At 44.7% G+C, this 24,555-nt stretch carries 22 protein-coding genes and 1 riboswitch; of the genes, 5 read left to right on the top strand and 17 right to left on the bottom strand.

Annotated features, from left to right (window positions below; translation table 11 throughout):
- Positions 1-117: 117 nt before the first annotated feature.
- The 11 genes from BM415_RS03055 to BM415_RS03005 form a co-directional block, all read right to left on the bottom strand.
- Entirely contained in the window at positions 118-1,068 is a 951-nt protein-coding gene (locus tag BM415_RS03055; protein ID WP_091154459.1) for a 4-hydroxy-3-methylbut-2-enyl diphosphate reductase, read from the bottom strand.
- Positions 1,069-1,147: 79 nt separating this feature from the next.
- The gene (locus BM415_RS03050) at positions 1,148-2,620 is read right to left on the bottom strand and encodes a sensor histidine kinase (protein WP_091154456.1); all 1,473 of its coding nucleotides are present in this window, start codon (positions 2,618-2,620) and stop codon (positions 1,148-1,150) included.
- A gap of 1 nt (position 2,621) precedes the next feature.
- Entirely contained in the window at positions 2,622-3,311 is a 690-nt protein-coding gene (locus BM415_RS03045; RefSeq protein ID WP_091154455.1) for a response regulator transcription factor, read from the bottom strand.
- A gap of 166 nt (positions 3,312-3,477) precedes the next feature.
- Positions 3,478-5,118: a S1C family serine protease gene (locus BM415_RS03040; protein ID WP_091154452.1), complete on the bottom strand. Its 1,641-nt coding sequence runs from the start codon at positions 5,116-5,118 to the stop codon at positions 3,478-3,480.
- Between the two features lie 165 nt (positions 5,119-5,283).
- Positions 5,284-5,943, bottom strand: coding sequence for a response regulator (locus tag BM415_RS03035; protein ID WP_091154450.1), 660 nt, complete (start codon positions 5,941-5,943; stop codon positions 5,284-5,286).
- A gap of 38 nt (positions 5,944-5,981) precedes the next feature.
- Positions 5,982-7,010, bottom strand: a complete 1,029-nt coding sequence (locus BM415_RS03030; RefSeq protein ID WP_091159018.1) for a sensor histidine kinase — start codon at positions 7,008-7,010, stop codon at positions 5,982-5,984.
- A gap of 4 nt (positions 7,011-7,014) precedes the next feature.
- Positions 7,015-8,037 carry a cell wall-active antibiotics response protein LiaF gene (liaF, locus tag BM415_RS03025; protein WP_091154448.1) on the bottom strand — a complete coding sequence of 341 codons (1,023 nt, stop codon included), beginning with the start codon at positions 8,035-8,037 and terminating at the stop codon, positions 7,015-7,017.
- 196 nt (positions 8,038-8,233) lie between these two features.
- Complete coding sequence (locus BM415_RS03020) at positions 8,234-8,467, bottom strand: hypothetical protein (protein WP_091154445.1); 234 nt, start codon at positions 8,465-8,467, stop codon at positions 8,234-8,236.
- Between the two features lie 202 nt (positions 8,468-8,669).
- On the bottom strand, positions 8,670-9,233 hold the full coding sequence (locus tag BM415_RS03015) for a 3D domain-containing protein (protein ID WP_091154443.1): 564 nt from the start codon (positions 9,231-9,233) through the stop codon (positions 8,670-8,672).
- 109 nt (positions 9,234-9,342) lie between these two features.
- Positions 9,343-11,280 (bottom strand): threonine--tRNA ligase, encoded by a 1,938-nt coding sequence (gene thrS, locus BM415_RS03010; RefSeq protein ID WP_091154441.1) that lies wholly within the window; start codon positions 11,278-11,280, stop codon positions 9,343-9,345.
- A gap of 353 nt (positions 11,281-11,633) precedes the next feature.
- Complete coding sequence (locus tag BM415_RS03005; RefSeq protein WP_091154438.1) at positions 11,634-12,569, bottom strand: putative sporulation protein YtxC; 936 nt, start codon at positions 12,567-12,569, stop codon at positions 11,634-11,636.
- Between the two features lie 182 nt (positions 12,570-12,751).
- Between BM415_RS03005 and BM415_RS03000 the strand changes: the two genes are divergently transcribed.
- From BM415_RS03000 to BM415_RS02985, 4 genes are all read left to right on the top strand, one after another.
- A complete protein-coding gene (locus tag BM415_RS03000) occupies positions 12,752-13,129 on the top strand; it encodes a hypothetical protein (RefSeq protein ID WP_091154435.1) in 378 nt (125 codons plus the stop codon).
- A 194-nt stretch (positions 13,130-13,323) separates the two neighbouring features.
- Positions 13,324-13,818, top strand: coding sequence for a cation:proton antiporter regulatory subunit (locus tag BM415_RS02995; protein WP_091154433.1), 495 nt, complete (start codon positions 13,324-13,326; stop codon positions 13,816-13,818).
- A 4-nt stretch (positions 13,819-13,822) separates the two neighbouring features.
- Positions 13,823-15,064: a cation:proton antiporter gene (locus BM415_RS02990; RefSeq protein ID WP_091159016.1), complete on the top strand. Its 1,242-nt coding sequence runs from the start codon at positions 13,823-13,825 to the stop codon at positions 15,062-15,064.
- Positions 15,065-15,103: 39 nt separating this feature from the next.
- Positions 15,104-16,003 (top strand): YitT family protein, encoded by a 900-nt coding sequence (locus BM415_RS02985; RefSeq protein WP_091154430.1) that lies wholly within the window; start codon positions 15,104-15,106, stop codon positions 16,001-16,003.
- A gap of 48 nt (positions 16,004-16,051) precedes the next feature.
- On the opposite strand, the gene mqnC is transcribed toward BM415_RS02985, so the two are convergent.
- The 4 genes from mqnC to metA form a co-directional block, all read right to left on the bottom strand.
- Positions 16,052-17,191 carry a cyclic dehypoxanthinyl futalosine synthase gene (mqnC, locus tag BM415_RS02980; protein WP_091154429.1) on the bottom strand — a complete coding sequence of 380 codons (1,140 nt, stop codon included), beginning with the start codon at positions 17,189-17,191 and terminating at the stop codon, positions 16,052-16,054.
- Between the two features lie 218 nt (positions 17,192-17,409).
- Positions 17,410-18,576: an aminotransferase class I/II-fold pyridoxal phosphate-dependent enzyme gene (locus BM415_RS02975; protein ID WP_091154427.1), complete on the bottom strand. Its 1,167-nt coding sequence runs from the start codon at positions 18,574-18,576 to the stop codon at positions 17,410-17,412.
- Positions 18,569-19,756: an aminotransferase class I/II-fold pyridoxal phosphate-dependent enzyme gene (locus tag BM415_RS02970; RefSeq protein ID WP_091154425.1), complete on the bottom strand. Its 1,188-nt coding sequence runs from the start codon at positions 19,754-19,756 to the stop codon at positions 18,569-18,571. Before BM415_RS02970 ends, BM415_RS02975 begins: the two co-directional genes overlap by 8 nt.
- A 36-nt stretch (positions 19,757-19,792) precedes the next feature.
- Entirely contained in the window at positions 19,793-20,710 is a 918-nt protein-coding gene (gene metA, locus BM415_RS02965; protein WP_091154422.1) for a homoserine O-acetyltransferase MetA, read from the bottom strand.
- Between the two features lie 136 nt (positions 20,711-20,846).
- Positions 20,847-20,972: riboswitch (SAM riboswitch) on the bottom strand.
- A 453-nt stretch (positions 20,973-21,425) separates the two neighbouring features.
- On the opposite strand from metA, the gene corA reads away from it, so the two are divergent.
- Positions 21,426-22,361, top strand: coding sequence for a magnesium/cobalt transporter CorA (gene corA / locus BM415_RS02960; protein ID WP_091154419.1), 936 nt, complete (start codon positions 21,426-21,428; stop codon positions 22,359-22,361).
- A 78-nt stretch (positions 22,362-22,439) separates the two neighbouring features.
- On the opposite strand, the gene BM415_RS02955 is transcribed toward corA, so the two are convergent.
- Both BM415_RS02955 and BM415_RS02950 read right to left on the bottom strand, forming a co-directional pair.
- A complete protein-coding gene (locus tag BM415_RS02955) occupies positions 22,440-23,444 on the bottom strand; it encodes an HRDC domain-containing protein (protein ID WP_091154416.1) in 1,005 nt (334 codons plus the stop codon).
- 190 nt (positions 23,445-23,634) lie between these two features.
- The gene (locus BM415_RS02950) at positions 23,635-24,540 is read right to left on the bottom strand and encodes an ROK family protein (protein ID WP_091154412.1); all 906 of its coding nucleotides are present in this window, start codon (positions 24,538-24,540) and stop codon (positions 23,635-23,637) included.
- Positions 24,541-24,555 lie beyond the last annotated feature (15 nt).

Genomic DNA, 24,555 nt, shown 5'->3' with positions numbered 1-24,555 from the left:
CTTCGTCAATAATTAGATTAGTGTATGTATTTCCTTATCATTTTGACACTTCTCTGATTAATTAATTCTTAATGAAAGAGGAAGATCAGCGAGATGCCGACCTTCCTCATGATGGTTTTATGAATTTGTTTTTACCCGAACTTGCGGGAGCAGCTTCTTCATGTTGATGGTCCGTCGAATTTCCCAAGTCTCCGGGTTCTCTTGATCATACTGCTCTAGATAGGTAATGACTTCCTTTGTAATCGGAGTAGGCGTGGATGCTCCCGAAGTCACGGCAACTTTCTTAATGCCATGGAGCCACTCCTGTTTAATCTCAGTTACATCAGATACCCTGTATGCTGTAGTTCCTGCGATCTCTTCCGATACTTGAGCCAAACGATTTGAGTTATTGCTGCGCGGATCACCGACAACGATCACCAGATCTGCTTGACCTGCCTGCTCTGCAACAGCTTCCTGACGAACCTGCGTGGCCAAACATATCTCATTATGCACTTCTGCCCCCGGGTATTTGTCCAGCAGCTTCTTCATAATGTGTTTAATATCCCATTGACTCATCGTCGTCTGGTTTGTGATGATGATTTTGCCGTTTGGAACATCTAGAGTATCAATCTCGTCCTCACGTTCAATAAGATGAACACAATCCGGAGCAATACCAATGGCTCCCTCCGGTTCAGGATGCCCCTTTTTGCCGATATAAATAATTTGATAGCCTTCTGTAGACTTTTCTTTAATCAGGTCGTGAGTCTTAGTTACATCCGGACATGTTGCATCAACGGTCGTAAGACCTTTGTCTCTTGCCAGCTTGCGGACTTCAGGAGAAACCCCATGAGCTGTAAAAATAACCGTACCTTTATCAACCTGCTTCAAGATCTCCATCCGATTCGGGCCATCGAGCGTAATAATGCCTTCGTCTTCAAAGGAATTCGTCACATGACTGTTATGAACAATCATACCAAGTATATAAATGGGCCGCGGTAAATCCAAATTGTTCGCCGCCTGTCTTGCGAGCACCATAGCATCTACCACACCATAGCAGTAACCGCGAGGAGAAATTCGTAGTACTTCCATGTTGCCACCTGCTTTCTTTACACATAATGGAGCCTTAAATCATCAACTTAGAAAAAAGCTCCGCATTTCGTATTATACCTTATTCTAAAGGGGGAGCCAACTCGAGCGGGAGCCATACAATAAATGTCGTCCCTTCTCCCAGCTTAGTCACAACCTCCACTGAGCCGTTATGCTCATCAATAATCCATTTTGCGATGGATAATCCAAGTCCAGTGCCCTTTGTTATCCCCCTTGACTCATCTGCTCTATAGAAGCGGTCAAAGATATAAGGCACTTCATTCTTGTCCATCCCAATGCCCGTGTCACTAATGCGTAGACCAACTTGTCCGTTATACACTACAGCATCCAAGGTCACTATCCCCTCAGGGGTATACTTAAAGGCATTCTCTATAAAGATAAACAGCATTTGCTGCAAATAATCCTTATTGCCTAGAACATAGGTGCCATTCAGGACTTCAAAATCGCTGTATTTCCATTCAGCCGTACGAGGAAGATGCTGAGCTCTGCGCGCTACATCCTTCACCAGGATCGACAGCGGAGTCGGATTCAGATCAATTGTCTGCCCCGTATCCGCACGAGCCAGAGACAGCATATCATTAACGAGCCTGCTCATACGTCTGCCCTCATCTGCAATATCCTCAATTGCTTCAAGGGTTATTTGTTCCTTCATTTCATTTGTCAGCGCTTTGCGATCCTCCGGATCGGGGTCCCATAGCTTCTTTAAGAAATCCGTATTTCCCCTGATGGTTGTCAGTGGAGTTCTTAATTCATGAGAAGCGTCAGAGACGAACCGTCTTTGAGCTGCATAAGCATCCTCCAGCTCTTTGAAGAATCCCTCTGTACGTTCAAGCATGTTATTAACCGTAGTGATCAGTTTGCCAATCTCATCATTTGGTCCGTTATACTCAATTCGTATGCTCAGATCATTTCCGGACTGAATACCATCTGCCGCATCAATAATATGGATAAGCGGACGCATGGACTTGCGGGCAAGAAACAATCCGACACTCATCGCCAGAACAAGAGTAATAATGGATACATAGATCAGAATAAGCAACAGTCTGTCCATTAAACGATCTTCTGATGCCGTAATCGTACCAACTTGCAGCATGCCAATAACCTGATCGGTCGATTGTAATACCAATGGAAACTGATATACGAGAAAAGGCGAATTGTCCACAGTCATTCTTGCCCAACCTTCGCTCGTTCCCGCTTTACTAAAATCAGGTACGCTAAACCGGTAATCACGCAAATTATCAGAAGCCACCGCTCTGTCGCTTGTATAGTTATATAACTGAACGTAAATCTGCAAATCTGCAAGCTGATTAGCCTTCTCTGGAAGAATCAAGTTCAGCTCTTCAGTAAAATCCGGATTTCGAACGAGCACAGCACTAATTCGCTGACTGATGCTCTTGGTCTGGGTGAGGATCTCGGATTCTACATCTTCATATGCGTAATAATGCACAAGGGCGTATATTACAGAACCAAATAGAAGCAGTACGGCAGCAAGCAAGCCTGAATACCATAAAGTCAGCCGTAACCGGATGGACATACTAGTTGTCTCCTCTCAGAATATAACCCGCGCCACGAATGGTCTGAATAATACGTTTACCTCCGTGTTCTTCTGTTTTTTGCCGAAGCATAGCAATATATACCTCAAGTACGTTTGATTCTCCGCTGTAATCAAATCCCCATATTTTATCCATAATCAAATCTCTGGACAGCACGCGTTTTGGATTCTGCATGAACAAATACAGAAGCTCGAACTCTTTTGCCGTCAAATCTAGGCGCTGTCCTGCACGATGCACCTCACGCGCATCATAATCCAAGATCACATCTTCGAATGTCAGTCGATTATTGCTGCTCTCATTTGTTTCCGTTTTACGTCTTAACAGCGCCCTAACCCTGGCAAGCAGCTCCTCCAGTGCAAACGGCTTAACAAGATAATCATCTGCACCAAGGTCAAGACCCTTGACACGCTGCTCAATTTCGTCTTTTGCGGTCAGCATCAGAATAGGGACACTACTTCCCCCTTCCCTAAGCCGTCTGCATACTTCAAATCCATCCACCTTGGGCATCATTACATCAAGGACCACAACATCAGGTTCGACCTCTAGCATTTTTTGTAAACCCTCGGCCCCATTTGATGCCGTAAGCACATCATAACCTTCAAAGGCAAGACCTCTTCTAAGCATGGATATAATTTTATCGTCGTCATCAATAATCAAGATCTTCGAACGCACCCCAGCATCTCCTTCTTTATCCCATTCATTTGAATGGTTCTCTTTCTACCTTATATTGTATCAGGCATCGCGATTGCTTTCTATCTCATAGAAGAAGGCAAAAAAGCGAAAGGGCGCCTCCCCTTCGCTTTCAGCTTATCAGACATTAATACTGACGTTCTTTCACTTACGGCGCTATGCTCTGCGAATTTTGCTGTTCAGTGGTGTCAAAGTCATTCCGGTCGCCGATCTTTACTTTGACATCCATCGTATTACCGTCTCTGTTTACATTCAGCGTAATTTCATCCCCGACTTTATGAGTTTGAATCTGTTCGATGAGATCGGTTGTTGTTGCATAGTTCTCTCCGTTGATCCCTGTAATAATATCATACGGACGAAGATCTGCAGTATAAGCCGGAGATTGGTAAACCAGGTTCATGACAACAGAACCTTCTGTAAGATCAGTTCCCATTTGTTTAGCTACTTCCGGAGTCAAATCCATCAGAGACGCACCGATGAAGGGTTCTGGCTCTTTCGGAATTTCTTCATTATTTTTAAGCTTATCAACGACATTCAGAATTACGCTGGAAGGAATGGCAAATCCAATACCCTGCGCATCTGCACTTACAGCCACGTTCATACCGATAACTTCACCTTGCAGGTTGAGAAGCGGACCTCCCGAGTTCCCTGGGTTAATTGAAGCATCCGTTTGCAGCAGGTTTTTGTACTCATTCGCTGCTCCTGTTGTTTCATCATTAATGGTAATCGTACGATCCTTCGCGGACAGCACTCCTGCTGTTACCGTATGCTCAAATCCGCCTGGATTACCGATAGCAACGAGCCATTCTCCTACCTCTACCTCATCTGAATTACCCATAGCTGCAACTGGAAAATCATCTCCTTCGATTTTGAGCACGGCCAGATCCAGATCCGGACTGCTACCGAGCAGCTTCGCCTCGTACGGTTTATTGTTGTCCTCAAGTGTAACCTGGATAACATCAGCACCAGAGACAACATGCTCATTGGTGAGAATGTAACCGTCTTTTTCAAAGATAAATCCTGATCCTACTCCCAAAGGAGTCAGCTGATTGGATTGTCCGCTGCTTCCGTTTCCGTTACCGTTGTTCGAGCTGCTTCCACCACCATTACCACCGAAGAAGTATTGATATAGTGGATCGTTATAGTATGGACTTTGTCTTGAATTACTTGATGCTGAGTTTGAGAAGGTCTCAATTTCTACGACAGCGGGACTTACTTTGCTAACGACACCAGATATGTCTTGTGAACCCACAGGCAATGAAGTCGTTATACCTGAGCCGCTTGAGGTGGCTGGTTCACTGCTGGCCGTTTCGCCTGCAGAAGTTGTGTTGTTCGAAAACGCTGCTTCCGGGGTAAATAGATTCATACGATCTGATGTAAACATCAGGACAGCAATAACTAACATGCCTGCAATAAAGGAAAATACACCTGTCTTGAAGTTTGATCTCGATTTGGGCTTGCGGTTATAATTCCAGTTCCGCTGATCTCCGCCGCCTCCGCTCGAACCTTGAGATTCGTTATCGGGACGGATGTAAGAACCGCCTGAACGAGTAAAATTGCTTGAGCTTCTTTCGACCATGGTAGGTATAGGCTTAATCGGCTCAGGAGGTGTGACCTCTACATCGTTTGCCTCAGGAGCCGGATTCTCCTTATCGGTATTCATAGATTGAAATGGTCCGTAGGAATAATAGTAAGAGCCGCTGTTTTCGGATTTGCGGGATTCATTAAATGATTGTTCACGCTCATCATCTTCACGACCGAATCTGTTATTGTTGTTACTGTCGCTCATGTCGTTTGACCTCCTAATCTCATACAGAAGAGATGTTCTATTAACTGTCTTTATTTTGTACTTTAAACCTTAAGTACACATTAAAAACAATTAAAAAGGAGATAAAACCGCATAAATTCATAGAACGTATTATAAAAATGACGTTATAAAGATAGTAAATATCGCTTATGTATTTACCCAGCCTTTTCGATGGGCATAGATAGCAAGTTGTGTTCGATCTTCCATTTCAAATTTCATTAGCAGGTTGCTGACATGCGTCTTCACGGTCTTAATACTAATATGAAGCTCTTCAGAAATATCCTTATTGCTCTTTCCTTCAGCAATGAGCAGCAGCACTTCCTTTTCCCGCTCCGTCATCCCTGAATCATCTTCCTTCACGGTTTTTTGACGCAGTCCTCTTGTCAGCGCTCTGGATATATCATTGGTCATGACAGGCATGCCTCTCTTTGCTCCTTGAAGAGCATAGATCAACTCTTCCGCAGAGACGGTTTTTAATACATAGCTGACCGCTCCAGATTCAATAGCTTCGAGCACGAGATGATCTTCCAGAAAACTGGTCAAAATAATGATTTTTACATTCGGAAATTCAGGCAGAATTGCTCTGGTCGCCTCAGCTCCATTCAGCCGCGGCATCATCAAATCCATTAGAATCAGTTCTGGCAAGTCGTCTGCAGCACAGCTTCGAAGAAGCTCGATGGCGTGTTGTCCATCTGTTCCTTCGAGAACGACTTCAAATGAAGGATCCAAACTAAGATACGTTTTTAAACCCATCCTTACCATATCATGATCGTCAACGATCATAATCTTTGTCTTCTGTACGTTCATCCGTTCCTTCTCCTTATTAAAGGTAGTAAATACCTGGGTTAGGTTTCGTCTGGGAATTTGGGTATATGAACTCTTATTGTTGTACCTGCTCCTGGCAGTGTAATGATATCTACATGACCTCCGAGCTTTTCCGCTCTTTCCTTCATCGTCATCAGTCCGTATGACCCCTGTCTTCCTGACGCATCTGCCTTGAATCCCTTGCCGTTGTCACTTACACTAAACGCGATTTGTCTGAGCTCTTCTCTAAGCGACAGGCTTACAAAGCTGGCCTCCGAGTGCTTAACAATGTTCGCCATCGCTTCTTGTATAATCAGAAACATTTGATGCTCGATTGCTTCAGAAATATCACCTATGATCTCCAGCTCTTTAACACCCTTCAGCCCATTTTGCCTACAATAATCCGGGAACCAGATTTCAAGCGCCTCAGCAAGACTTCGATTCTCAAGCTCAACCGGCCGCAACTGTGCAATGAGTGCTCTCATCTGCTTCTGGGCCGTCTGAGACATCGTAATAAGCTGATCTAGGACCCTCTTACCTTGCTCTTCATTTCCATTTTGAAGCAATGCTGGCAAAGCAGAAGCAGACATATGAATGGCAAATAGCTGCTGACTAACCGTATCGTGCAAATCTCTGGCCATTCGCCGTCTCTCCTCGAGCACTGCGGTTTCAGCAGCCTTCTCCTTCTCCACTACCTCCTGTTCTCCCCATTTCTGCACCCATTTTACCTTGTGCTCGACGGCATCCATCATCGTGTTAAACTGGCGATATATACTGGAAAAAGAGGAATCCTCCGTTTCACTCATTCGAGTGGAAAGATTCCCTTTTGTAACCTGCAGCATGCTTAAATCCAGCATATCAATTTTGCGCTGAATGCGCAGCCCTGCAATATATCCGATAATGATGGTTGTAATCACAATCGTAATCACTGAATAGATCCAGGATGGAGACTGCGTAAAGTCTACAAATCCCCTCCTGAGCGCTGTGTAGATAATTCCGATCGTAATCAGACTGTTTATGGCAAAGAACAACAAGAGCTCCCATTTGGCTGTACGGAATATCATCTTCATCATGTTAACCTACCGAGTTTACTTTAACGTCACCGATGAACACACTGACGACGATACGAACTTTCTTCTCTGCTTCTTTATAATTCGGTGTCTGTGCACTGACATTCCCCATAAACCCGCTCTTGGTTTCACTCAGCACGGTCATATCTCCAATAAAAGAATTGGAGTTGACGATAATGCCGAGGTCCATATCTCTAGGTGTAAATACTTTGATGTCACCAATAAACGCAGAAATATTAATTCTTGTTTCTCCATAAGGAATTTGTGCTTTGGTTAAATCAATGACGGTGTCACCGATAAACTGAGATATGTTGGTAGGCTTGAGTTCATAATATTCGTCACCCAGCTTAATTTCACCTATAAATGTAGATTTGTTTAACTTCGAGCCGTCATTATACGTGTAACCAGTGTTCTTCTCGCTGTTGTCCCATTCATAGCTGTAGTTGTACTCATGCTTTTTCTTATGATGATTATTCTTATGATGCTTATTCTTATGTTGATGCTTCTGATTGTGTTCAAAATGGTAATCTTCTTCCCCTGGAGATTTTTTACCTTCACTGCTGTCGTCATGATCGTAAGTCTTTCCAAATTTCTGCTCGAACTGTTGGTCTAGATCACTATACATCGGGGGCTCAGGCTCAACCGGGATATGATTCGGGAAAGGTGCGGAATGATGAGACTCCGAGTGCTCTTTATGTTTTTTGCGATCTCTTCTTCGCGGGCTAAGAAGGACATACAAGCCGCCTCCCACAAGGGCAGCAGGAATTGCATACCGGAATAAGTCACCGAACGAGAGCGACACAAACCCTAGATTTTTGCCCATAAAATAAATACCTAGCGTGAGCAGCACCAGACCGCCAACATTATTCCTTTCCTTTAAATTGATAAAACCGAGATACAATAAGATAACCGGCCAGAATGTCGAAATAATATACCCCAAGTTGATATCTCCTGTATCCCTAAGCCGAAGAAACACAATAATCCCGACACCAATAAGAAGGGCCGCGCCTACAATCCTGTTAAACATAGCTTTGATCTCCTCAATTCATTTTTGACTTTCCCTTACGAATTGCTTATTCATATACACTGCTTGTATGTATTCATTATATGTCAACGAAATGAAATGAAGGAGCGGCGCTGGAATGAAATTCATTTCAGTCTCTAGACCGATAAATTTCCTTTTAATGTAAAAAACAGGCCCCGAAGGGCCTGTCCTCTATGCATTATTGTTTTTTGTTCATTTTAGACTGTTGAACTTTTTGTGCAGCAGCGTTTGGCTCTGTGCCAAATTCTGCATCAAACTTCTCATTCGGTGTTTGGAAGTTCTCTTGCACTTTGTTCGTTTTTGCTTGTTGAACTTTTTGTGCAACATCATTTTGCTCTGCTCCAAATTCCGCATCATACTTCTCATTTGGTGTTTGGTAACCTTGAGCGTTTTGAGAATTTGCTTTTTTCACTTGGTTCACCTCCCTTTTCACGCAAGTGAATGATCTGCATGCTGATATCTGGGCGGGGTGTCTTTCAATCCCCGAAAAATATTATGTGACGATATATGCGATCTTATTCAGCTCGCTAAAAATAATAACAACACAAAAAAAGCCCGAAGAAATGCACAGAAAATGCTGTCGATTTCCTCGGACTCGCCTGATATAGCAGCTATTAGATTTCCTTGTCAAGCAGTGCATCCGGGATAAATTTATTAACCGTTAACGCCTCTCCTAGCTGCTTGATCATTTGCTCTGTACATTTTCCATTCCCTTGTTTCACGACTTGCACCTGCACATCCCGCTTTCCCCATTCACTATACACATCCCTTGTCGTGGGAAAATACAAGTCGATCTTGGAGCCTTTGATGGCAGAACCTGTATCCGCTACAATGCCATATCCATAACCAGGAATATACAGGACGGTGCCAAGCGGAAACACCTTGGGATCAGCAGCAATGGTCGAAACTCCTTCTTTATTACGGTGCACTTTGACGCCGGAGTAAGTAATTCCATACTCAGGATGATTCGGTCGTTTTCCTGTTGATTCATATCCTGCCGTATAACCAGTAGCTGTTACATGTATCGTGTGCAGCACCTGCTCGCTTTTGGGAGCGAGAACAGCCTCTGAATTCTGAGTGTCCCGAGCCATAGCCTGCGGATTACAGCACCATAAGGAGTAACAGATGAGCAGAAATTGAAGTAACATCATACGTCGCCGAATCATGCGATATCCCATAAGAAAGAACCTCCCTTTCATTAGCAGAGGTTCCCCATATCAAATAAATATTATGCAAAAAGAATCAATTTCATAGTGAAATATGAAATTGATTCTTAGCTGATTTTTTCTACACTGTACGTGAATTAATTTCCTCTTTGAGCATCACCACAACCTCTTGCAGCGGCTTCGCTCCGAGATCTCCCTCACCGCGTTTGCGGACAGATACACTGCCTTCATTCATTTCATTTTCTCCGACAATGAACATATAAGGAGTCTTCTCCAGCTGAGCTTCACGAATTTTGTAGCCCAATTTCTCATTCCGCAGATCGGCTTCTACGGAAATTCCGGCACGCTTAAGCTGGTCTTCAACCTGACGAGCATACTCTTCAAAGTGAATGGATACCGGGATGACTTTGGCTTGAACCGGAGATAGCCACAGCGGAAGACTGCCGGCAAAGTTCTCAAGCAAGAACGCAGTGAAGCGTTCCATTGTAGACAGAATTCCGCGATGGATCACAACTGGACGATGCTTCTGGCCGTCTTCCCCAACGTATTCGAGTTCGAAACGCTCTGGCAGCAGGAAGTCAAGCTGTACAGTCGATAATGTCTCTTCCTTACCAAGTGCTGTTTTAATTTGGACATCCAATTTCGGACCATAGAATGCCGCTTCTCCTTCAGCTTCATAGAACGGCATATCGAGACCTTCTACAACCTCTTTGAGCATGCGCTGCGACATTTCCCACATCTCGTCGTTTTGGAAGTACTTCTCTGTATCCTGAGGATCACGATACGACAGACGGAAACGATAGTCCTGAATTCCGAAATCTTTGTAAGCAATCTTAATCAGCTCAATAACACGTGCGAATTCTTCCTTGATCTGATCCGGACGGCAGAAAATATGGGAATCGTTCAGTGTCATCGCACGTACGCGGTGCAACCCAGTCAGCGCTCCTGACATTTCATAACGATGCATCATACCAAGCTCCGCAATACGGACAGGCAGATCACGATAGCTGTGCATTTCATTTTTATATACCATCATATGGTGCGGACAGTTCATCGGACGAAGGACAAGCGCCTCGTTATCCAGCTCCATTGTCGGGAACATATCCTCCTGATAGTGCTCCCAGTGACCCGAAGTTTTGTAGAGCTCGACATTACCGAGTACTGGAGTATACACGTGCTGATATCCAAGACTTTCTTCCAAATCTACAATGTAGCGCTCCAGTGTACGGCGCAGCTTGGCACCATTCGGCAGCCAGATCGGCAGCCCTTGACCTACTAATTGAGAGAAAGTGAACATGCCCAGCTCTTTACCCAGCTTACGATGGTCACGCTTCTTTGCCTCTTCGAGGTAATGCAAATGCTCATCAAGCTGAGCTTTCTTGGCAAACGCAGTACCGTATACACGCTGCAGCATTTTATTCTTGCTGTCACCGCGCCAGTATGCTCCGGCCACGTTCATCAGCTTGAACACCTTGATTTTGCCAGTTGAAGGAACGTGTGGTCCGCGGCATAAATCGAAGAATTCACCTTGCTCATAAATAGAAATGATACTGTCCTCCGGGAGATCGCGGATCAGCTCCAGTTTGTAAGGATCGCCTACTTCATCAAAAATGCGAAGCGCTTCTTCTCTGCTCACTTCTTTGCGAACGATCGGAAGATTCTCATTCACGATTCGTTCCATTTCTTTCTCGATCTTGAGCAAATCTTCGGGGTTAAGCCCATGCTCAAGATCCATATCGTAATAGAATCCATCTTCAATGACGGGACCTACACCGAGGTGAACCTCTTTGTTTCCAAATAGACGTTTAACCGCTTGGGCCAGCAAATGAGCGGAACTGTGACGAAGCACTTCAAGTCCATCTGAAGAATCGCCTGTTACGATCTCGACTACAGCTCCCTCCCGAAGCGGAGTGGACAGATCCACCACAATTCCATCCATCTTACCTGCTAGAGCATTCTTTTTCAGTCCGCTGCTAATGGAAGCTGCAACATCAAGAATGCTGGCTCCATTCTCATACTCTCTGACAGATCCGTCTGGCAATTTGATACTAACTGACATGTCTACTTCCTCCTCATCGCTTGTATAAGCCGGTGACGAAAGAGTGTATATTACGCGAACGCAAAAAACACCCGTCCCGGCAAGGGACGAGTGTTTATACTCGTGGTTCCACCCTAATTCAGCTGCTTCAGCCATAAATTGCACTAATCAGCCCTCATTTAAGCATGCATGATAACGGACATGATTCCGGCGGTTCTTACTAGCTTCCTCGTAAGGATAAACGTTCTGAACGGCAGCTACAAAGGGGTAAGTCTGTAGCAGGTAACCGGAGGAAATTGCAGCCTGATGTTCCCTCTCTCTGTACTGTCCTTCTCTAAGACCCTTGTCTTTGTCATCGCTTTTAATAAACAGTATTATAATTCCAAAGTTTCCTCTTCGTCAAGTGACAATGAACCAGAATCCGTTAAGCTCCGGCAATGAACACAGCTTCGGCAGATTTCCACCTTATCTTCAAATATTTGAGTTATGGCATGGATGAGCGGAAATTCCGGAGTTGCTGTATGCAGCTTCATTTTTTTAGGAGAAATTGAGATTAATCTGCTTATAATCATATCCTCAACTTCCATCTCCAGCTCCATACCCGGTATTTCCATAATTACACTATCTTCTTGAGGCATTGGCATCGGCTTATAAGCTTCGTCAAGCAAAATAAAATCATGCTTGCCCTTATGAACCACATGGATTAAAGGGACCTTGGGATCCTGAAAATAAACAAAGTATTTCAATAAGCTCATGAATTCTTCATATTGACGATCCATATAAAACTCGTCTAACGCATACTCCACAATCTCATGCAGTTCATTCTTGTATTCCTGAAGACGAAATTGGATAGCTCCTTCCAAGTGAACAACGGGTACGTCCTGAAGTGTATCCAGAATGCCTCTTGTGAGCTTGCCATGTCTTAGCTCGCGTGTACCCTGCTGTGTCTCCAATCTTGATTTCAACAGAGGTGCACATATAAGCTTCACCCGATCCATCTCATCCGGGTCCATATTGATGCATTCCCTTTCAATCATTCGCTTCAGCTGCTGCTCTTCTTTGCATTCAATGACATAATCAGCTAGACCTGAAGCCATAATTTCATACATACGCGGCAATCCTTCTTCGAATCCCGGGTGGTTCTCATATCCTTTGCAGATCCAGGCTGCCTTGCCCTCATGCTGACGATATGAGAAACGGAACCCTTGTTTACTTATATGTAACCCCTTGGTCTTATCTTTAATGAATCGGTAAAAGTGTTCCGCTGTATCTTGATCCTGGGCCTCCGTCCATACCACGAACAATTCCACAAGGCTCACTCCCTTCTCTTTCTTAGAATTATTATATGGTCAGCAAGAAGGGGATATACGAAGCGGCTTTTTGGAAAGTATGTCATGTTTTCTCAATATAAAAGAAAATAAATACCTATTTGGAGTCGACACAAATTTGTGTTATTATTTTTATAACAGTATCATGCTAGGAGGGATAAGAGATGAAATACAACAGAGCAGTATATAAATTCATATTTATTGTATTTATTTGTATTATCCCGATCATCTCATTCCAGTATCCGGTGATTGAAGGAGACGTTGACACTACGCATCTTCTTAAGATGAAAGGCAAAAGCGATCCGATCTATGAAGAACCGATGGATAATACAATGAGCAATCATCCTAAGTCGATGATCAAGTCACCAGGATTCCAGCCTAAAGCACTGAACGAGGCGAATTACCTGTTCGTGATGCTGGCGGTATTCTTGCTGTTCGAATACCTCATTATTAATCCGCCCTTCAAGGCGTATTACGGCCTTATAAAGCGAAAGCTTTACCTAGAGCCTATAAAATTCACTTCTATTTTTGTTGGTGTCTAACTAGGTCGTGTCTTAAGACTTTAAAAGAAAACAGATTTGAATCCATTTTATTCTAAGCAAGGTGCCTTTTCAGCTTTTAGCAGGCTTAGCAGTGGATGAATAGGTATTGAGATCTGCCTATATGTGAGTTTTAAGACACGCCCCAGCCTATACTATTAGAACTAAAACATGATTTATAGGAGGCATTAACAACCATGGAAATTCGTGAAACTGATCTGCCGGGTATCGGCCGAAAATTTCAAGCTACAACCAGCAGTGGAGATAAAATTGTTGTCGTTATTCATGACGACGGTCGTCGTGAAATGTATCACTTTGAATATGAGGATCCAGACCAAAGCATCTCCATGATCTCACTTGAGGATTATGAAGCACGTCAGCTGGCGGCGATTGTTGGTGGAATGACTTACAAGCCCAAGCAGCTTGAACGTGTAGAGATGACGCTGGACGATTTAATTATTGAATGGTACAAGATTGATGGAAACTATAACTGTGTCGGCAAAACTATCGGGGAACTGGATATTCGTCAGAATTCCGGTGCGACTATTATTGCCGTTATGGAGAAGAATAACAAGAAGCATATCAGCCCCGGTCCGGATCTGAAGATTGCGGCCGATTCTACTCTGATTGCAGTAGGTGAAAGACATCAACAGCAAAAACTAAAACAAATTTTAAAGGATGGAAGATGGTGAGAACGTGGATCATTTGGTACTAGAAGTCGGTCTGGCGATCGCTCTAATCGCAGCTGCCGGACTGATCTCGTCTAAACTCCGGTTCTCCGTTATTCCATTCTACATTTTGATTGGTATGGCGGTAGGACCTCATGCAGCTAAAATATGGCATCTCGACTTTCGTTTTATAGAGAGCGCCGATCTTATTGATTTCCTTGGCCGTATCGGCGTCTTGTTTCTGCTCTTCTATCTGGGACTTGAATTCTCAGTCGGCAGATTGCTGAAGTCAGGCAAGTCCATCGTCGTTGGCGGCAGTATTTATATAGGTATTAACTTCACGCTGGGACTCGTTCTCGGTTTTGCTGGCGGCTTTCCCGTCGCAGAAGCACTTATCATTGCAGGTATTACAACCATATCTTCAAGTGCCATCGTTGCCAAAGTGCTTGTCGATCTAAAACGTACAGCCAATCCGGAAACGGAAATGATTCTGGGTATTATCATGTTTGAGGACGTCTTCCTCGCCGTTTATATTTCTATTCTGTCCGGTCTGGTTCTCAGTGACTCGTCATCCATTGGCGGCGTCATTATGTCAGCACTCATTGCTCTCGGCTACATGCTGATTGTTATTATCCTGGGACGCAAGCTGGTACCTCTCTTGAATAAACTGCTTAATATCCGAAACAATGAGCTATTCTCACTCGTAATCTTCGGATCCTTATTCCTGGTAGCCGGCTTCTCAGAAACAATTCATGTCGCTGAAGCCATCGGAGCCCTGCTTGTCGGACTTGTTCTGGCAGAAACTACGCATGCGAAACGGATCGAGCATCTGATCATGCCATTTAAGGATTTCTTCGGTGCGATCTTCTTCTTTAGCTTTGGGCTATCTATCGATCCATTGTCTCTTGGAGGAGAAGCCGTATGGCTGGCTCTCATTGCCGTAATTATTACCTTAATAGGTAACTTTACAGCTGGTATGCTTGCCGGAAAGAGTGCGGGGTTGTCTCCAAAGGCTTCCTCCAATATTGGTCTGACCATCGTCTCCCGCGGAGAATTCTCTATCTTGCTGGCAAACATGGCTGCAACGGGTGGACTGATGGCAATCATTCAGCCTTTTGCTGCGATCTATGTGCTTATTCTAGCCATACTCGGACCTCTTCTAACCAAAGAGTCCAAGCAAGTTTATCGTTTACTGGATAAAGTCTTCAAGTTTAAGAACACGAAGAAGCAGCAGAAGTCTGAAATGCTTCAAGAAAAAACGATCGAGTAATGTGATAAAGCAAGGATGAATGAATAAAGGAGGAATAGAATGAAACAGCCTCCACATTCTACTCGTCCCATCGATGCAGTATCCAAGGTATCTAAGCCACATCGTGTTTGGTTGAAGAAGCTGTTGCTCGTGACCTTGGGCAGCATTCTGGCATCGATCGGGCTGGAGCTTTTCCTGCACCCCAATCAGCTCATCGTGGGTGGTGTCACCGGCATATCTGCCATGATCGCATATCAAATGGAAATGCGGATTGGATTATTTTTATTCTTGTTCAACCTGCCATTCATACTGTTCTCTTACAGGAAAGTTCATAAGCAATTTGCCATTGTCACTGTGCTTGGATTAACAGTATTCTCGCTAAGTGCATTAATGCTCCATTCTTTGCCTGCAGTCCTGACTCATCCGCTGGCAGCTGCAATATTAGGCGGCTTGTTTCTAGGACTTGGCATTGGGCTCGTGCTCAATAATGGCGGTACACTGGATACACTGGCTGTAAGCCATACCAACTCTAATCTGGCTGGGAAGAGATTGAAGATTAAGCTTGAAAGCATCATTATGGTGATGAATCTTCTCATTCTTACCGGAGCAGGCATTAAGTTTGGCGCACAGCAGGCCATGTACTCCATACTTGCTTACTTAATTGCTGTTGAAGCCGTCCATTTTGCAATGCGGGGCTTCACCTTCAACCGTCAAGTTTGTATTGCCAGTATGCAAACAGATAAGCTGGAGCAGGCAATTAGAACAAGGATTAATAGAGTACCTGAACCCTATGCAACAGCCAATCGGGCTGATGAACCGGATTGGAATCGAATACCGGTTCTCTATTACACCATTCATGTGTTCGAAACAAGAGCATTTAAATCCATCGTTCGTTCGGTCGACCCACATGCTAGTGTGATCTTTAATATGGATGAGCCAAAAAATCATAACAAGTTATGAAAAAAGCGCAGCAGGTCACTGTACCTGCTGCGCTATTTATGGGTTGATCTAATTCTGCATCACAAAATCATTCTCAATCTTGCTGCCAGGGCTGTCGAATACTCGTAAAATTTCGTATTTCGTATTCCGCTGTGCCGGGGTATTGCCTGTCTCCCGAATCAGTTCAAGAATAGAGTTAATATTCACTTTGTGTGTAGCACCCGCTGCAGAAACCACATTCTCCTCAATCATTGTACTTCCGAAGTCATTGCAGCCGTAACGAAGGGAAAGCTTGCCGACTTCCGGTCCCATCGTTACCCAAGAAGACTGAATATTCTTAATGTTATCCAGGAACAAGCGGCTGATCGCTACTGTCTTCAGATATGCTTCCGGAGTTTGGCGCTCTTTTTTCAAATTGGTGTTATCCGGCTGGAAGGTCCAAGGAATGAACGCAAGGAACCCTTCCGAATCATACCCATTCTGGATGCATTCATCCTGGGCGTCACGAACACGCTGAAGATGAAGCGCCCGCTCCTCCATCGTCTCGCCAAAACCAATAACCATCGTTGCTGTCGTATTCATGCCGATTCTGTGCGCGGTCTGCATAACATCCATCCAGTCACGCCATGAGCCCTTGAGCCGGCTGATCTTGCGGCGTGTGCGGTCATCAAGAATCTCGGCCCCTCCGCCTGGAAGAGAATCAAGTCCCGCTTCATGAATCTGCCTAACTACTTCTTCAAGGGATAAACCATCGGACACTTCGCGCATTTTCATAATTTCAGCTGGAGAGAAAGAGTGCATCGTAATATCAGGGAACCGTTCTTTAATCCCGCGCAGCAGATCCGTATAATAGCTGAATGACAGGTTAGGGTTCGTTCCTCCCTGCATTAGTATTTCTGTTCCGCCCACGTCCTGGGTTTCCTGAATTTTTTGGAAAATCACTTCGTCCGGCAGCACATAGCCTTCATCTGAGCCTGGTCTGCGATAAAAAGCACAAAAACGGCAGTACACATCACATATATTCGTGTAGTTGATGTTCCGGCCGATGACAAACGTCGTGATCGGTTCGGGATGCATCCGCTTCATGATGACATGCGCAGCCTCACCAATTTTTTCGACTTCATCCGATTCAAACAAAAGAGTTGCGTCCTCCACAGTCAGACGCTCACCATTCAAAGCTTTATCTAAGATATGGTTTACTCCGCTCATACGGCAGCCTCCCTTATCGTTAATATGTAACAATAAATAGAAATATTGTCTTGTCTATCGTAACATAGGTTAAATGTGAAAAGAAGCACCTATTACAAGCATGCTTCTTCTACCGTAGTTAGATTTGTTCAGATTATCACAATGTTCACATTGAACTACTGAATTCTCTTTCCACAATAAACTTTAGATTACCGATACGTGTTTATCCGTTGCCATTATTAATTGGCTCCCAAGGCCTGATCCAGATCCGCAATCAGATCATCGATATCTTCAAGTCCTACAGAGAACCGTAATAGTCCGTCTGTAATCCCTCTGTCAATCCTGAAATCCTGCGGCATTGCTGCATGTGACATCATCGCCGGGTAAGAGAGTATGCTCTCCACCGCACCAAGACTTACCGCAACCAGCGGAAGCTTCACTGCATTCAGCACCTGCTTAGCACGATCCCCCGACCCTACATCAAAGGAGACAACTGCCCCATATCCAGTCGATTGACTCTCATGTATCTCTCTTCCAGGATGATTTATCAGGCCAGGATAGTACACGGCATCAATGTCAGAACGATTCGTCAGCCATGCGGCAAGCTTGGCGGCACTTTGCTCTGAATGTGCCATTCTTGCACCCAGTGTCTTCATCCCGCGCATGAGCAGCCAGGATTCCTGAGCACCAAGAACCGTGCCAAGACCATTCTGCAGCTTCTTCAGCTCGTTGCCAATGGCCTCTGTACGGGCTACAGCAAGACCGGCAAGCACATCACTATGTCCACCGAGGAATTTGGTTGCACTATGCAGAACAATATCTACACCTTGTTCGATCGGCCGCTGATAATAAGGAGTCATGAACGTATTATCAAGGAGTGTAATCAGACCTTTCTCCTGAGCCCAAGCTGTCACTCCTGCTACATCAGTAATACGAAGCGTTGGGTTCGACGGTGTTTCCATAAATACAGCTTTGGTATTCGAACGATATGCGGCTTTGACCTTGTCCAGATCCGTCATATCGACAAATGTGGTTTCAATATTCATCCGGGTCAAAATCGTGCTGAGCAAACGGTAGGAGCCGCCATATACATCTTCCGTAGCGATAATATGATCTCCCGCAGAGAAGATCATTAGTGCACTGGAGATGGCGGCCATTCCAGAGGAGTAAGCAAATCCTCGAACGCCTCCTTCCAGTAGAGCAATATAGTCCTCGAGCGCCTGGCGTGTCGGATTCCCTGAACGGCTGTAATCATGAACCGGTGGAGAGAATATATCATGATGATGAAAAGTGGAAGCCTGGTAGATCGGCACACTTGAAGCCCCTGTGCCTTCATCAATCTCTGCCCCGAAATGCAGGAGCTTCGTATCAAATTTATAGGAGTCGCCGCGGTCTGTCTTACTCATGTGCTGCGCCTCCCTCAATCTCTTGATGAGCCTTATCAAACGCCTGACTTAAATCAGCAACGATATCATCAATATGCTCGATTCCAACCGAGAAACGAAGCAGTCTCGCATCAACACCGATCGCATCGCGAATTTCCACCGGAATATCCGCATGGGTCTGTACAGCCGGATAGGTCATAAGCGACTCTACTCCACCCAAGCTCTCCGCAAAAGCGACCAGCTTGATATGTCTCAGGATCGGCTCCACATATCTTGCATCCTTCACTTTGAAGGACAGAATGCCTGTGTTGCCGCTGGATTGTTTATTTTGAATATCATGCCCTGCATGATCCGTAAGTGCAGGATAATAGACATCCGTAATTAGTGAATGCTCGAGTAGAAATTCTGCCACTTTGGTCGCGTTGTATTCATGCCGCTCCATACGCAGCGCGAGTGTCTTCATACCGCGCATCAGCTGATAGCTGTCACTTGGAGAGAGTACAGCTCCAATTGAATTATGTAGAAAAGCCATCTCTTCCGACAGTTCTTTACCCTTCGTTACAATGAGGCCACAGAGTACATCGTTATGACCGCCCAGATATTTGGTAGCACTGTGCATAACAATATCTGCGCCAAGCTCAATGGGACGCTGGAAATACGGTGTAAGCAGTGTATTATCCACAATAGACAATAGTCCATGCTTTCTTGCCCAGCCACAGACTTTCTCAATATCTGTAATCATCATGAGAGGATTGGTCGGTGTCTCAATAAAAATGGCTTTGGTATTTTCATTTCTTACACTTTCGAGTGCGTCAATATCATTCGTGTCCACGTAGCTTGCGGTAATGCCGTTCTTGGACAAGATCCGCTCCACCAAACGATACGTACCGCCATAGAGATCAAGCGAAATAATCAGATGGTCTCCTTGCCCGAATTTGGCAAAGATCGTCATAATTGCCGCCATACCCGAGCTGCATGCGAACCCTGCATCACCAGATTCCAGCTCGGCTGCTGCTTCTTCCAGAACCTTTCTGGTTGGGTTCGTCGTACGAATATAATCAAATCCAGTACTTTGACCAAGCTTTGGATGTCTGAAGGCAGTAGATTGGTAGATCGGGAAATTAACTGCCCCCGTCACCGGCTCTTTCACTGACCCAATCTGTGCTAATCGGCTTTCAATGTTTAGTTTATTGTCTCCCATTCGTAACATCCTCCTCTAAGTTAGGTAGAATTCAACTTAAATTTGTGGTCCAATATCATACGGCGTCTCTTGGTATACATAATAGTTGAGCCAGTTAGAGAAGAGCAGATTGGCGTGGGCTCTCCAGGTCGATGGCGGGACCTTTGAAGGATCATTATTTGGAAAATAGTTATACGGTAGCTTCACATCAAGCCCTTTGTCCTTATCCCGATCATACTCCCATTTCAAAGATAATGGATCATATTCGGAATGGCCTGTTACAAAAATCTGCTTCCCATCCTCAGTAGCTACGATATAAACCCCAGCTTCCTCTGATTCGGACAGGATCTCAAGACCAGGGACCTGCTCAATATCCTCTCTTGTCACTTCCGTATGCCGTGAATGCGGTGCGAGGAACACTTCATCAAAGCCTCGGAGCAGCTTCACATGAGATTTGTTGATCGTATGATGGAACACGCCAAAGCATTTTTCAGGAAGGCCCACCTTCGGCACATTAAAGTGATGGTATAGACCGGCTTGTGAGGCCCAACATATATGCATTGTAGAGGTTACATTCGTTTTGGTCCATTCAAAAATCCGCTGGATCTCTTCCCAATAGGTGACTTCCTCAAAATCCATTTGCTCAACGGGCGCTCCAGTAATAATCATGCCGTCAAAGCGAAGATGCTTAATCTCGTCAAATGTCTTGTAGAACATATCCAGATACTCTTGAGACGTGTTCTTGGATACATGAGACTTGGGATGAATGAGCACAACATCGACTTGAATTGGTGTATTACCAATCAGGCGGAGCAGCTGTGTTTCGGTCGTTTCCTTCGTAGGCATGAGATTCAGTATCCCAATACGAAGGGGCCGGATATCCTGCTTGTACGCATGGCTTTCGTCCATGACGAAGATGTTTTCTCCTGCAAGCACTTCCTTGGCTGGTAAAGCGTCTGGAATTTTAATTGGCATTAATACTCCTCCTTTAGTGGTGTTTGAAGAGCGAATATCATGAGAGCATGGGGGAGCGAGAATATTTCGTCCTAACACAAAAAGACCTTACTCGGTAATCGAGAAAGGTCATCTGTTCGTATTCGAAAATGCGCCTCTCTCATCTCTCAATTCGTCTGTAGCCTTAATAATAAGATCAGACGACTGCAAGAATTAGCACCGTGCATATTTGCCGGTTGCCGGGTATCATCGGGCTAGTCCCTCCACCTACTCTTGATAAGATTTCGCTATATTTTGTTGTCATATAATCATTACTATAATGATTAGTGCGATATTCGTCAAGAACTGGAATTTCAAAAATTGGATCAGACGACAGCCCAGGAAGATGAGGCACCCGTTTCGCTTAATATACATAGACTGCCTATATAAAATAGTGTAATATTTTCATTCTTGATTGCTTAATTCGAGAGCGTTATACTAGTCAAGTGTTAAATATAAAAAATGATGGGGTGACGTAAAATGGAAGGCGACCCGAGGCCTAACTGGCAGCCGAATAAAGATAACCATATAGGATGTACCATCAGCTTGCCGGATGGACGGGAGCGCATATTTTACGAGCGAATCCTCTTCTCTATACCTGCTTAATTTGTGTGGCCCTTCACCTGTCCAGCACTGATGCGTTCACTTTCCTTCGCTATTCAGCTGTTTACGGGAGATTAATAAGGAGTGGATACACATGAAAATAAGACTGGTGAATGAAGGGGTTTTTACTCCGTTTGACAACATTGAAGATACCATTACTCCTCCCGCTGAAGGATTCTACTGGATTGATGCAGATGTCGATGATCTGGCTGTGCTGCAGCCGCTCTTCTCCATGCATGATCTGGCCGTTGAAGACTGTCTCAGTGAGGAAGAACAGCGTCCAAAGCTTGAAATATATGAAAGCCATTATTTTATCGTCGTTAACAGCATCCGGTTTGATGATGAAGAAATATTTTTGCGTGCCGTAAACCTTTTTCTTGGACGACATTACATCATTACCGTTACGAAGCAGAAGGTCAATGAGCTGCGCACACTCAAGCCTATACTGTGGGAAGAAGAAGTCAGCACACCTGACCGTTTCCTGTATTACCTCGTCGATTCGATCGTCGACAATTATTTTACAGTCGGTGACCGGCTTGAAGCACGGATTGATGAGCTGGAAGAAGACATTCTGATGCATACCAAGAAGTCGCATCTGAACGAAATTATTGGACTTCGAGGCGAAATTCTGTGGTTAAGAAAGGCATTGTCGCCACAAAAAGAAGTCATCAATACGCTCAACAAAAAAGATCTGCGGCTTATTGATGACCAGTTACAGAAATATTTCAGCGACATTTATGAAAATGCGGTGAAAATATCTGAAACGTTCGATACGCTCCGTGATCTGATGGGTAACTTGCGGGAGGCTTATCAATCTAGTATTTCAAACCGTGCCAATGAAATTATGCGTGTGTTCACCGCGATCACTACGGTGTTCATGCCATTAACTTTGATCACAGGAATCTATGGGATGAACTTCAACAACATGCCGGAATTAAATTATAAATATGCTTATTTTATCGTCATTGGAGTGATCGTCGTACTCGGTCTATCCATGTACTGGATCTTCCGCAAGAAAGACTGGATATGAAATCTTCGTCATTATCATATGGATACGTAAGGGTCCGGAGCTGTCCTAGACAGAGTTCGGACCCTTTATTTTGATAATCTATCCGACCTGTCGATCTGCTTCTGTCTGTCTTCTAAACCGAATGCGAACCATACGCAGACGCTCGTACAGCTGATCAAGCGGCCCGACAGAAGTAGGATCTTCGCCATATACACGCTGCAGCACCGGCTTCAAGAAGCCCGTGCCCAGCTCGTCATATGCATTCCATATCAGCTCTTGCTCTTCATCGGTCATCCATACTAGCTCCTTGGCAATCAGCGCTTCTGTATCATATCCGCCCTTCTCCAGCTCCTCAAGAAAATCGACCAATTCTCTTCGTGTCAATCCAGAGCTTGTACTGATCTCATCCAAGGAAAGACTGCTTGCAATACCTGTTAGTACAGTCTTCTTCAGAGTAAAACGTTCCAGCTCTTGCTTATACTTCTGCTCCTTTTGCTTGAATACCCAGGTTTCATACTCCTCTTCATTCAGCACTTCATTTACCCAATCTAGCGGAAATGCATGCTCTCTTGCTTCATTTACAGTAATAGCTAGTATCTCTTCCCCATACTCAGCCGCCTTATTATCACCGACACCAGGCAGCTCGCGCAGCTCCTCCAGCGTATGCGGAACATAGGCACTGATCATTCGAAGCAACCGATTGCTGGCAATAAAATAAGGGGCTTTACGCTCTGTCTGAGCCTTCCTTCTCCGCCATACACACAATTCCTGGTATAACTCTTCACGTCCGTAGAGTTCACTATAGCATTGCAGCTTGGTCGCTCCTTGATTTCTCGTCCTTGTGTCACCTGCTTCATGAAACACACCTTCAATGAGGGGTCTATATCCCTCACTCATTTTGACTGCCAGCTGCAAGCGATAAATATGCATCATCTCATTCCATGAGGTACCTTCATACCAGATGTCTGACACATCTTCATCCAAACTGTTCTTGTTCCAGCCCAGCTTCCACAATCCTTCTTCTTCTCCAATCCACAACTGTGCATAATTCACTTCCACTCCAGGAGCCGTATTTGAAAGCTGATTCATAAATACAATCTTCATAGCCTTTTGCCCTCCTCCTTAAGTCAGCCCAGCACGTACGATAAAACAACAAAAAAAGCACCCCTCCCACATATAAATGCGAGAGAGGTGCTTCCTCTTGGATTCCGTACTGTTCTGTTAGTCAACATCATACCATAATTAATAAATATTTCAAGAACATAAATGCTATGCGGTCAAAATTCTAATTGTTCTAGTTCAAGCCCAATTCAATTTTTACGTCTTCTTCTTTGGCCAGCTTGGCCAGCGCTAGCGCTCCGCAGATCCCTGCATTATCACCAAGTTCAGGATAAACGACGTATTCATCGATTCGCTCCATAATGCTTGGATGCTGTACATATCCTCCGAGCAGCTTCTTCAGCTGTGCTCTCACTTGAGGGAAGAGCTGCTCCTGCTTCATGACACCGCCGCCCATAATAATCTTCTGCGGAGAGAGAATCAGAACGTAATTTACCAAAGCTTGAGCCAGATAATAAGCCTCCATCTCCCATGCCGGATGATCTGCAGGAAGCTCTATCCCTTGTTTGCCCCAACGTTTAGAAATAGCAGGACCTGCAGCGATCCCCTCCAGGCAGTCGCCATGATATGGACAAAATCCTTCGTAGGTATCATCGGGATGACGTCTTACACTAATATGCCCCATTTCAGGATGTGACAAGCCGTGGATCAATTGCCCGGACACTACGGCTCCTGCCCCAATGCCGGTACCTACCGTGATGTAAATACAGCTGTCCAGTCCTTTTGCCGCTCCCCAGGTATATTCCCCTAAAGCTGCTCCATTAACGTCTGTATCAAAATTCATCGGAACCTGAAAATGCGCTTTCAATTTCCCGATTATATTATAACCGCCCCAAAAGGGCTTTGGTGTTGTCGTAATGTGACCATATGTAGGACTCGATTTGATGGGATCAATGGGTCCAAAAGAGCCTACACCAAGCGCCTCAATCTCATGCTGTTCAAAAAAAGAAATGACTTGAGCCATCGTCTCTTCCGGCGTAGTTGTCGGAAAACTGACTCTTTCAAATACCTCACCCTGCTCATTGCCTACACCACATACAAATTTGGTTCCTCCAGCTTCTATTGCACCAAGTACTCCCATGATTACCCCTCCGTT

Source organism: Paenibacillus sp. 453mf, from assembly GCF_900116105.1.
In the GTDB taxonomy this organism is placed as follows: domain Bacteria; phylum Bacillota; class Bacilli; order Paenibacillales; family Paenibacillaceae; genus Paenibacillus; species Paenibacillus provencensis.
This window is presented reverse-complemented; position numbering and strand designations above follow the sequence as displayed.

Bases quoted from the DNA above. Each gene is read 5' to 3' on its own strand.
- BM415_RS03055 (WP_091154459.1), bottom strand. From the start codon at position 1,068: ATGGAAGTACTACGAATTTCTCCTCGCGGTTACTGCTATGGTGTGGTA.
- BM415_RS03050 (WP_091154456.1), bottom strand. From the start codon at position 2,620: ATGTCCATCCGGTTACGGCTGACTTTATGGTATTCAGGCTTGCTTGCT.
- BM415_RS03040 (WP_091154452.1), bottom strand. From the start codon at position 5,118: ATGAGCGACAGTAACAACAATAACAGATTCGGTCGTGAAGATGATGAG.
- BM415_RS03035 (WP_091154450.1), bottom strand. From the start codon at position 5,943: ATGAACGTACAGAAGACAAAGATTATGATCGTTGACGATCATGATATG.
- BM415_RS03030 (WP_091159018.1), bottom strand. From the start codon at position 7,010: ATGAAGATGATATTCCGTACAGCCAAATGGGAGCTCTTGTTGTTCTTT.
- liaF (WP_091154448.1), bottom strand. From the start codon at position 8,037: ATGTTTAACAGGATTGTAGGCGCGGCCCTTCTTATTGGTGTCGGGATT.
- BM415_RS03015 (WP_091154443.1), bottom strand. From the start codon at position 9,233: ATGGGATATCGCATGATTCGGCGACGTATGATGTTACTTCAATTTCTG.
- thrS (WP_091154441.1), bottom strand. From the start codon at position 11,280: ATGTCAGTTAGTATCAAATTGCCAGACGGATCTGTCAGAGAGTATGAG.
- BM415_RS03000 (WP_091154435.1), top strand. From the start codon at position 12,752: ATGAAATACAACAGAGCAGTATATAAATTCATATTTATTGTATTTATT.
- BM415_RS02995 (WP_091154433.1), top strand. From the start codon at position 13,324: ATGGAAATTCGTGAAACTGATCTGCCGGGTATCGGCCGAAAATTTCAA.
- BM415_RS02985 (WP_091154430.1), top strand. From the start codon at position 15,104: ATGAAACAGCCTCCACATTCTACTCGTCCCATCGATGCAGTATCCAAG.
- mqnC (WP_091154429.1), bottom strand. From the start codon at position 17,191: ATGAGCGGAGTAAACCATATCTTAGATAAAGCTTTGAATGGTGAGCGT.
- BM415_RS02975 (WP_091154427.1), bottom strand. From the start codon at position 18,576: ATGAGTAAGACAGACCGCGGCGACTCCTATAAATTTGATACGAAGCTC.
- BM415_RS02970 (WP_091154425.1), bottom strand. From the start codon at position 19,756: ATGGGAGACAATAAACTAAACATTGAAAGCCGATTAGCACAGATTGGG.
- metA (WP_091154422.1), bottom strand. From the start codon at position 20,710: ATGCCAATTAAAATTCCAGACGCTTTACCAGCCAAGGAAGTGCTTGCA.
- corA (WP_091154419.1), top strand. From the start codon at position 21,426: ATGAAAATAAGACTGGTGAATGAAGGGGTTTTTACTCCGTTTGACAAC.
- BM415_RS02955 (WP_091154416.1), bottom strand. From the start codon at position 23,444: ATGAAGATTGTATTTATGAATCAGCTTTCAAATACGGCTCCTGGAGTG.
- BM415_RS02950 (WP_091154412.1), bottom strand. From the start codon at position 24,540: ATGGGAGTACTTGGTGCAATAGAAGCTGGAGGAACCAAATTTGTATGT.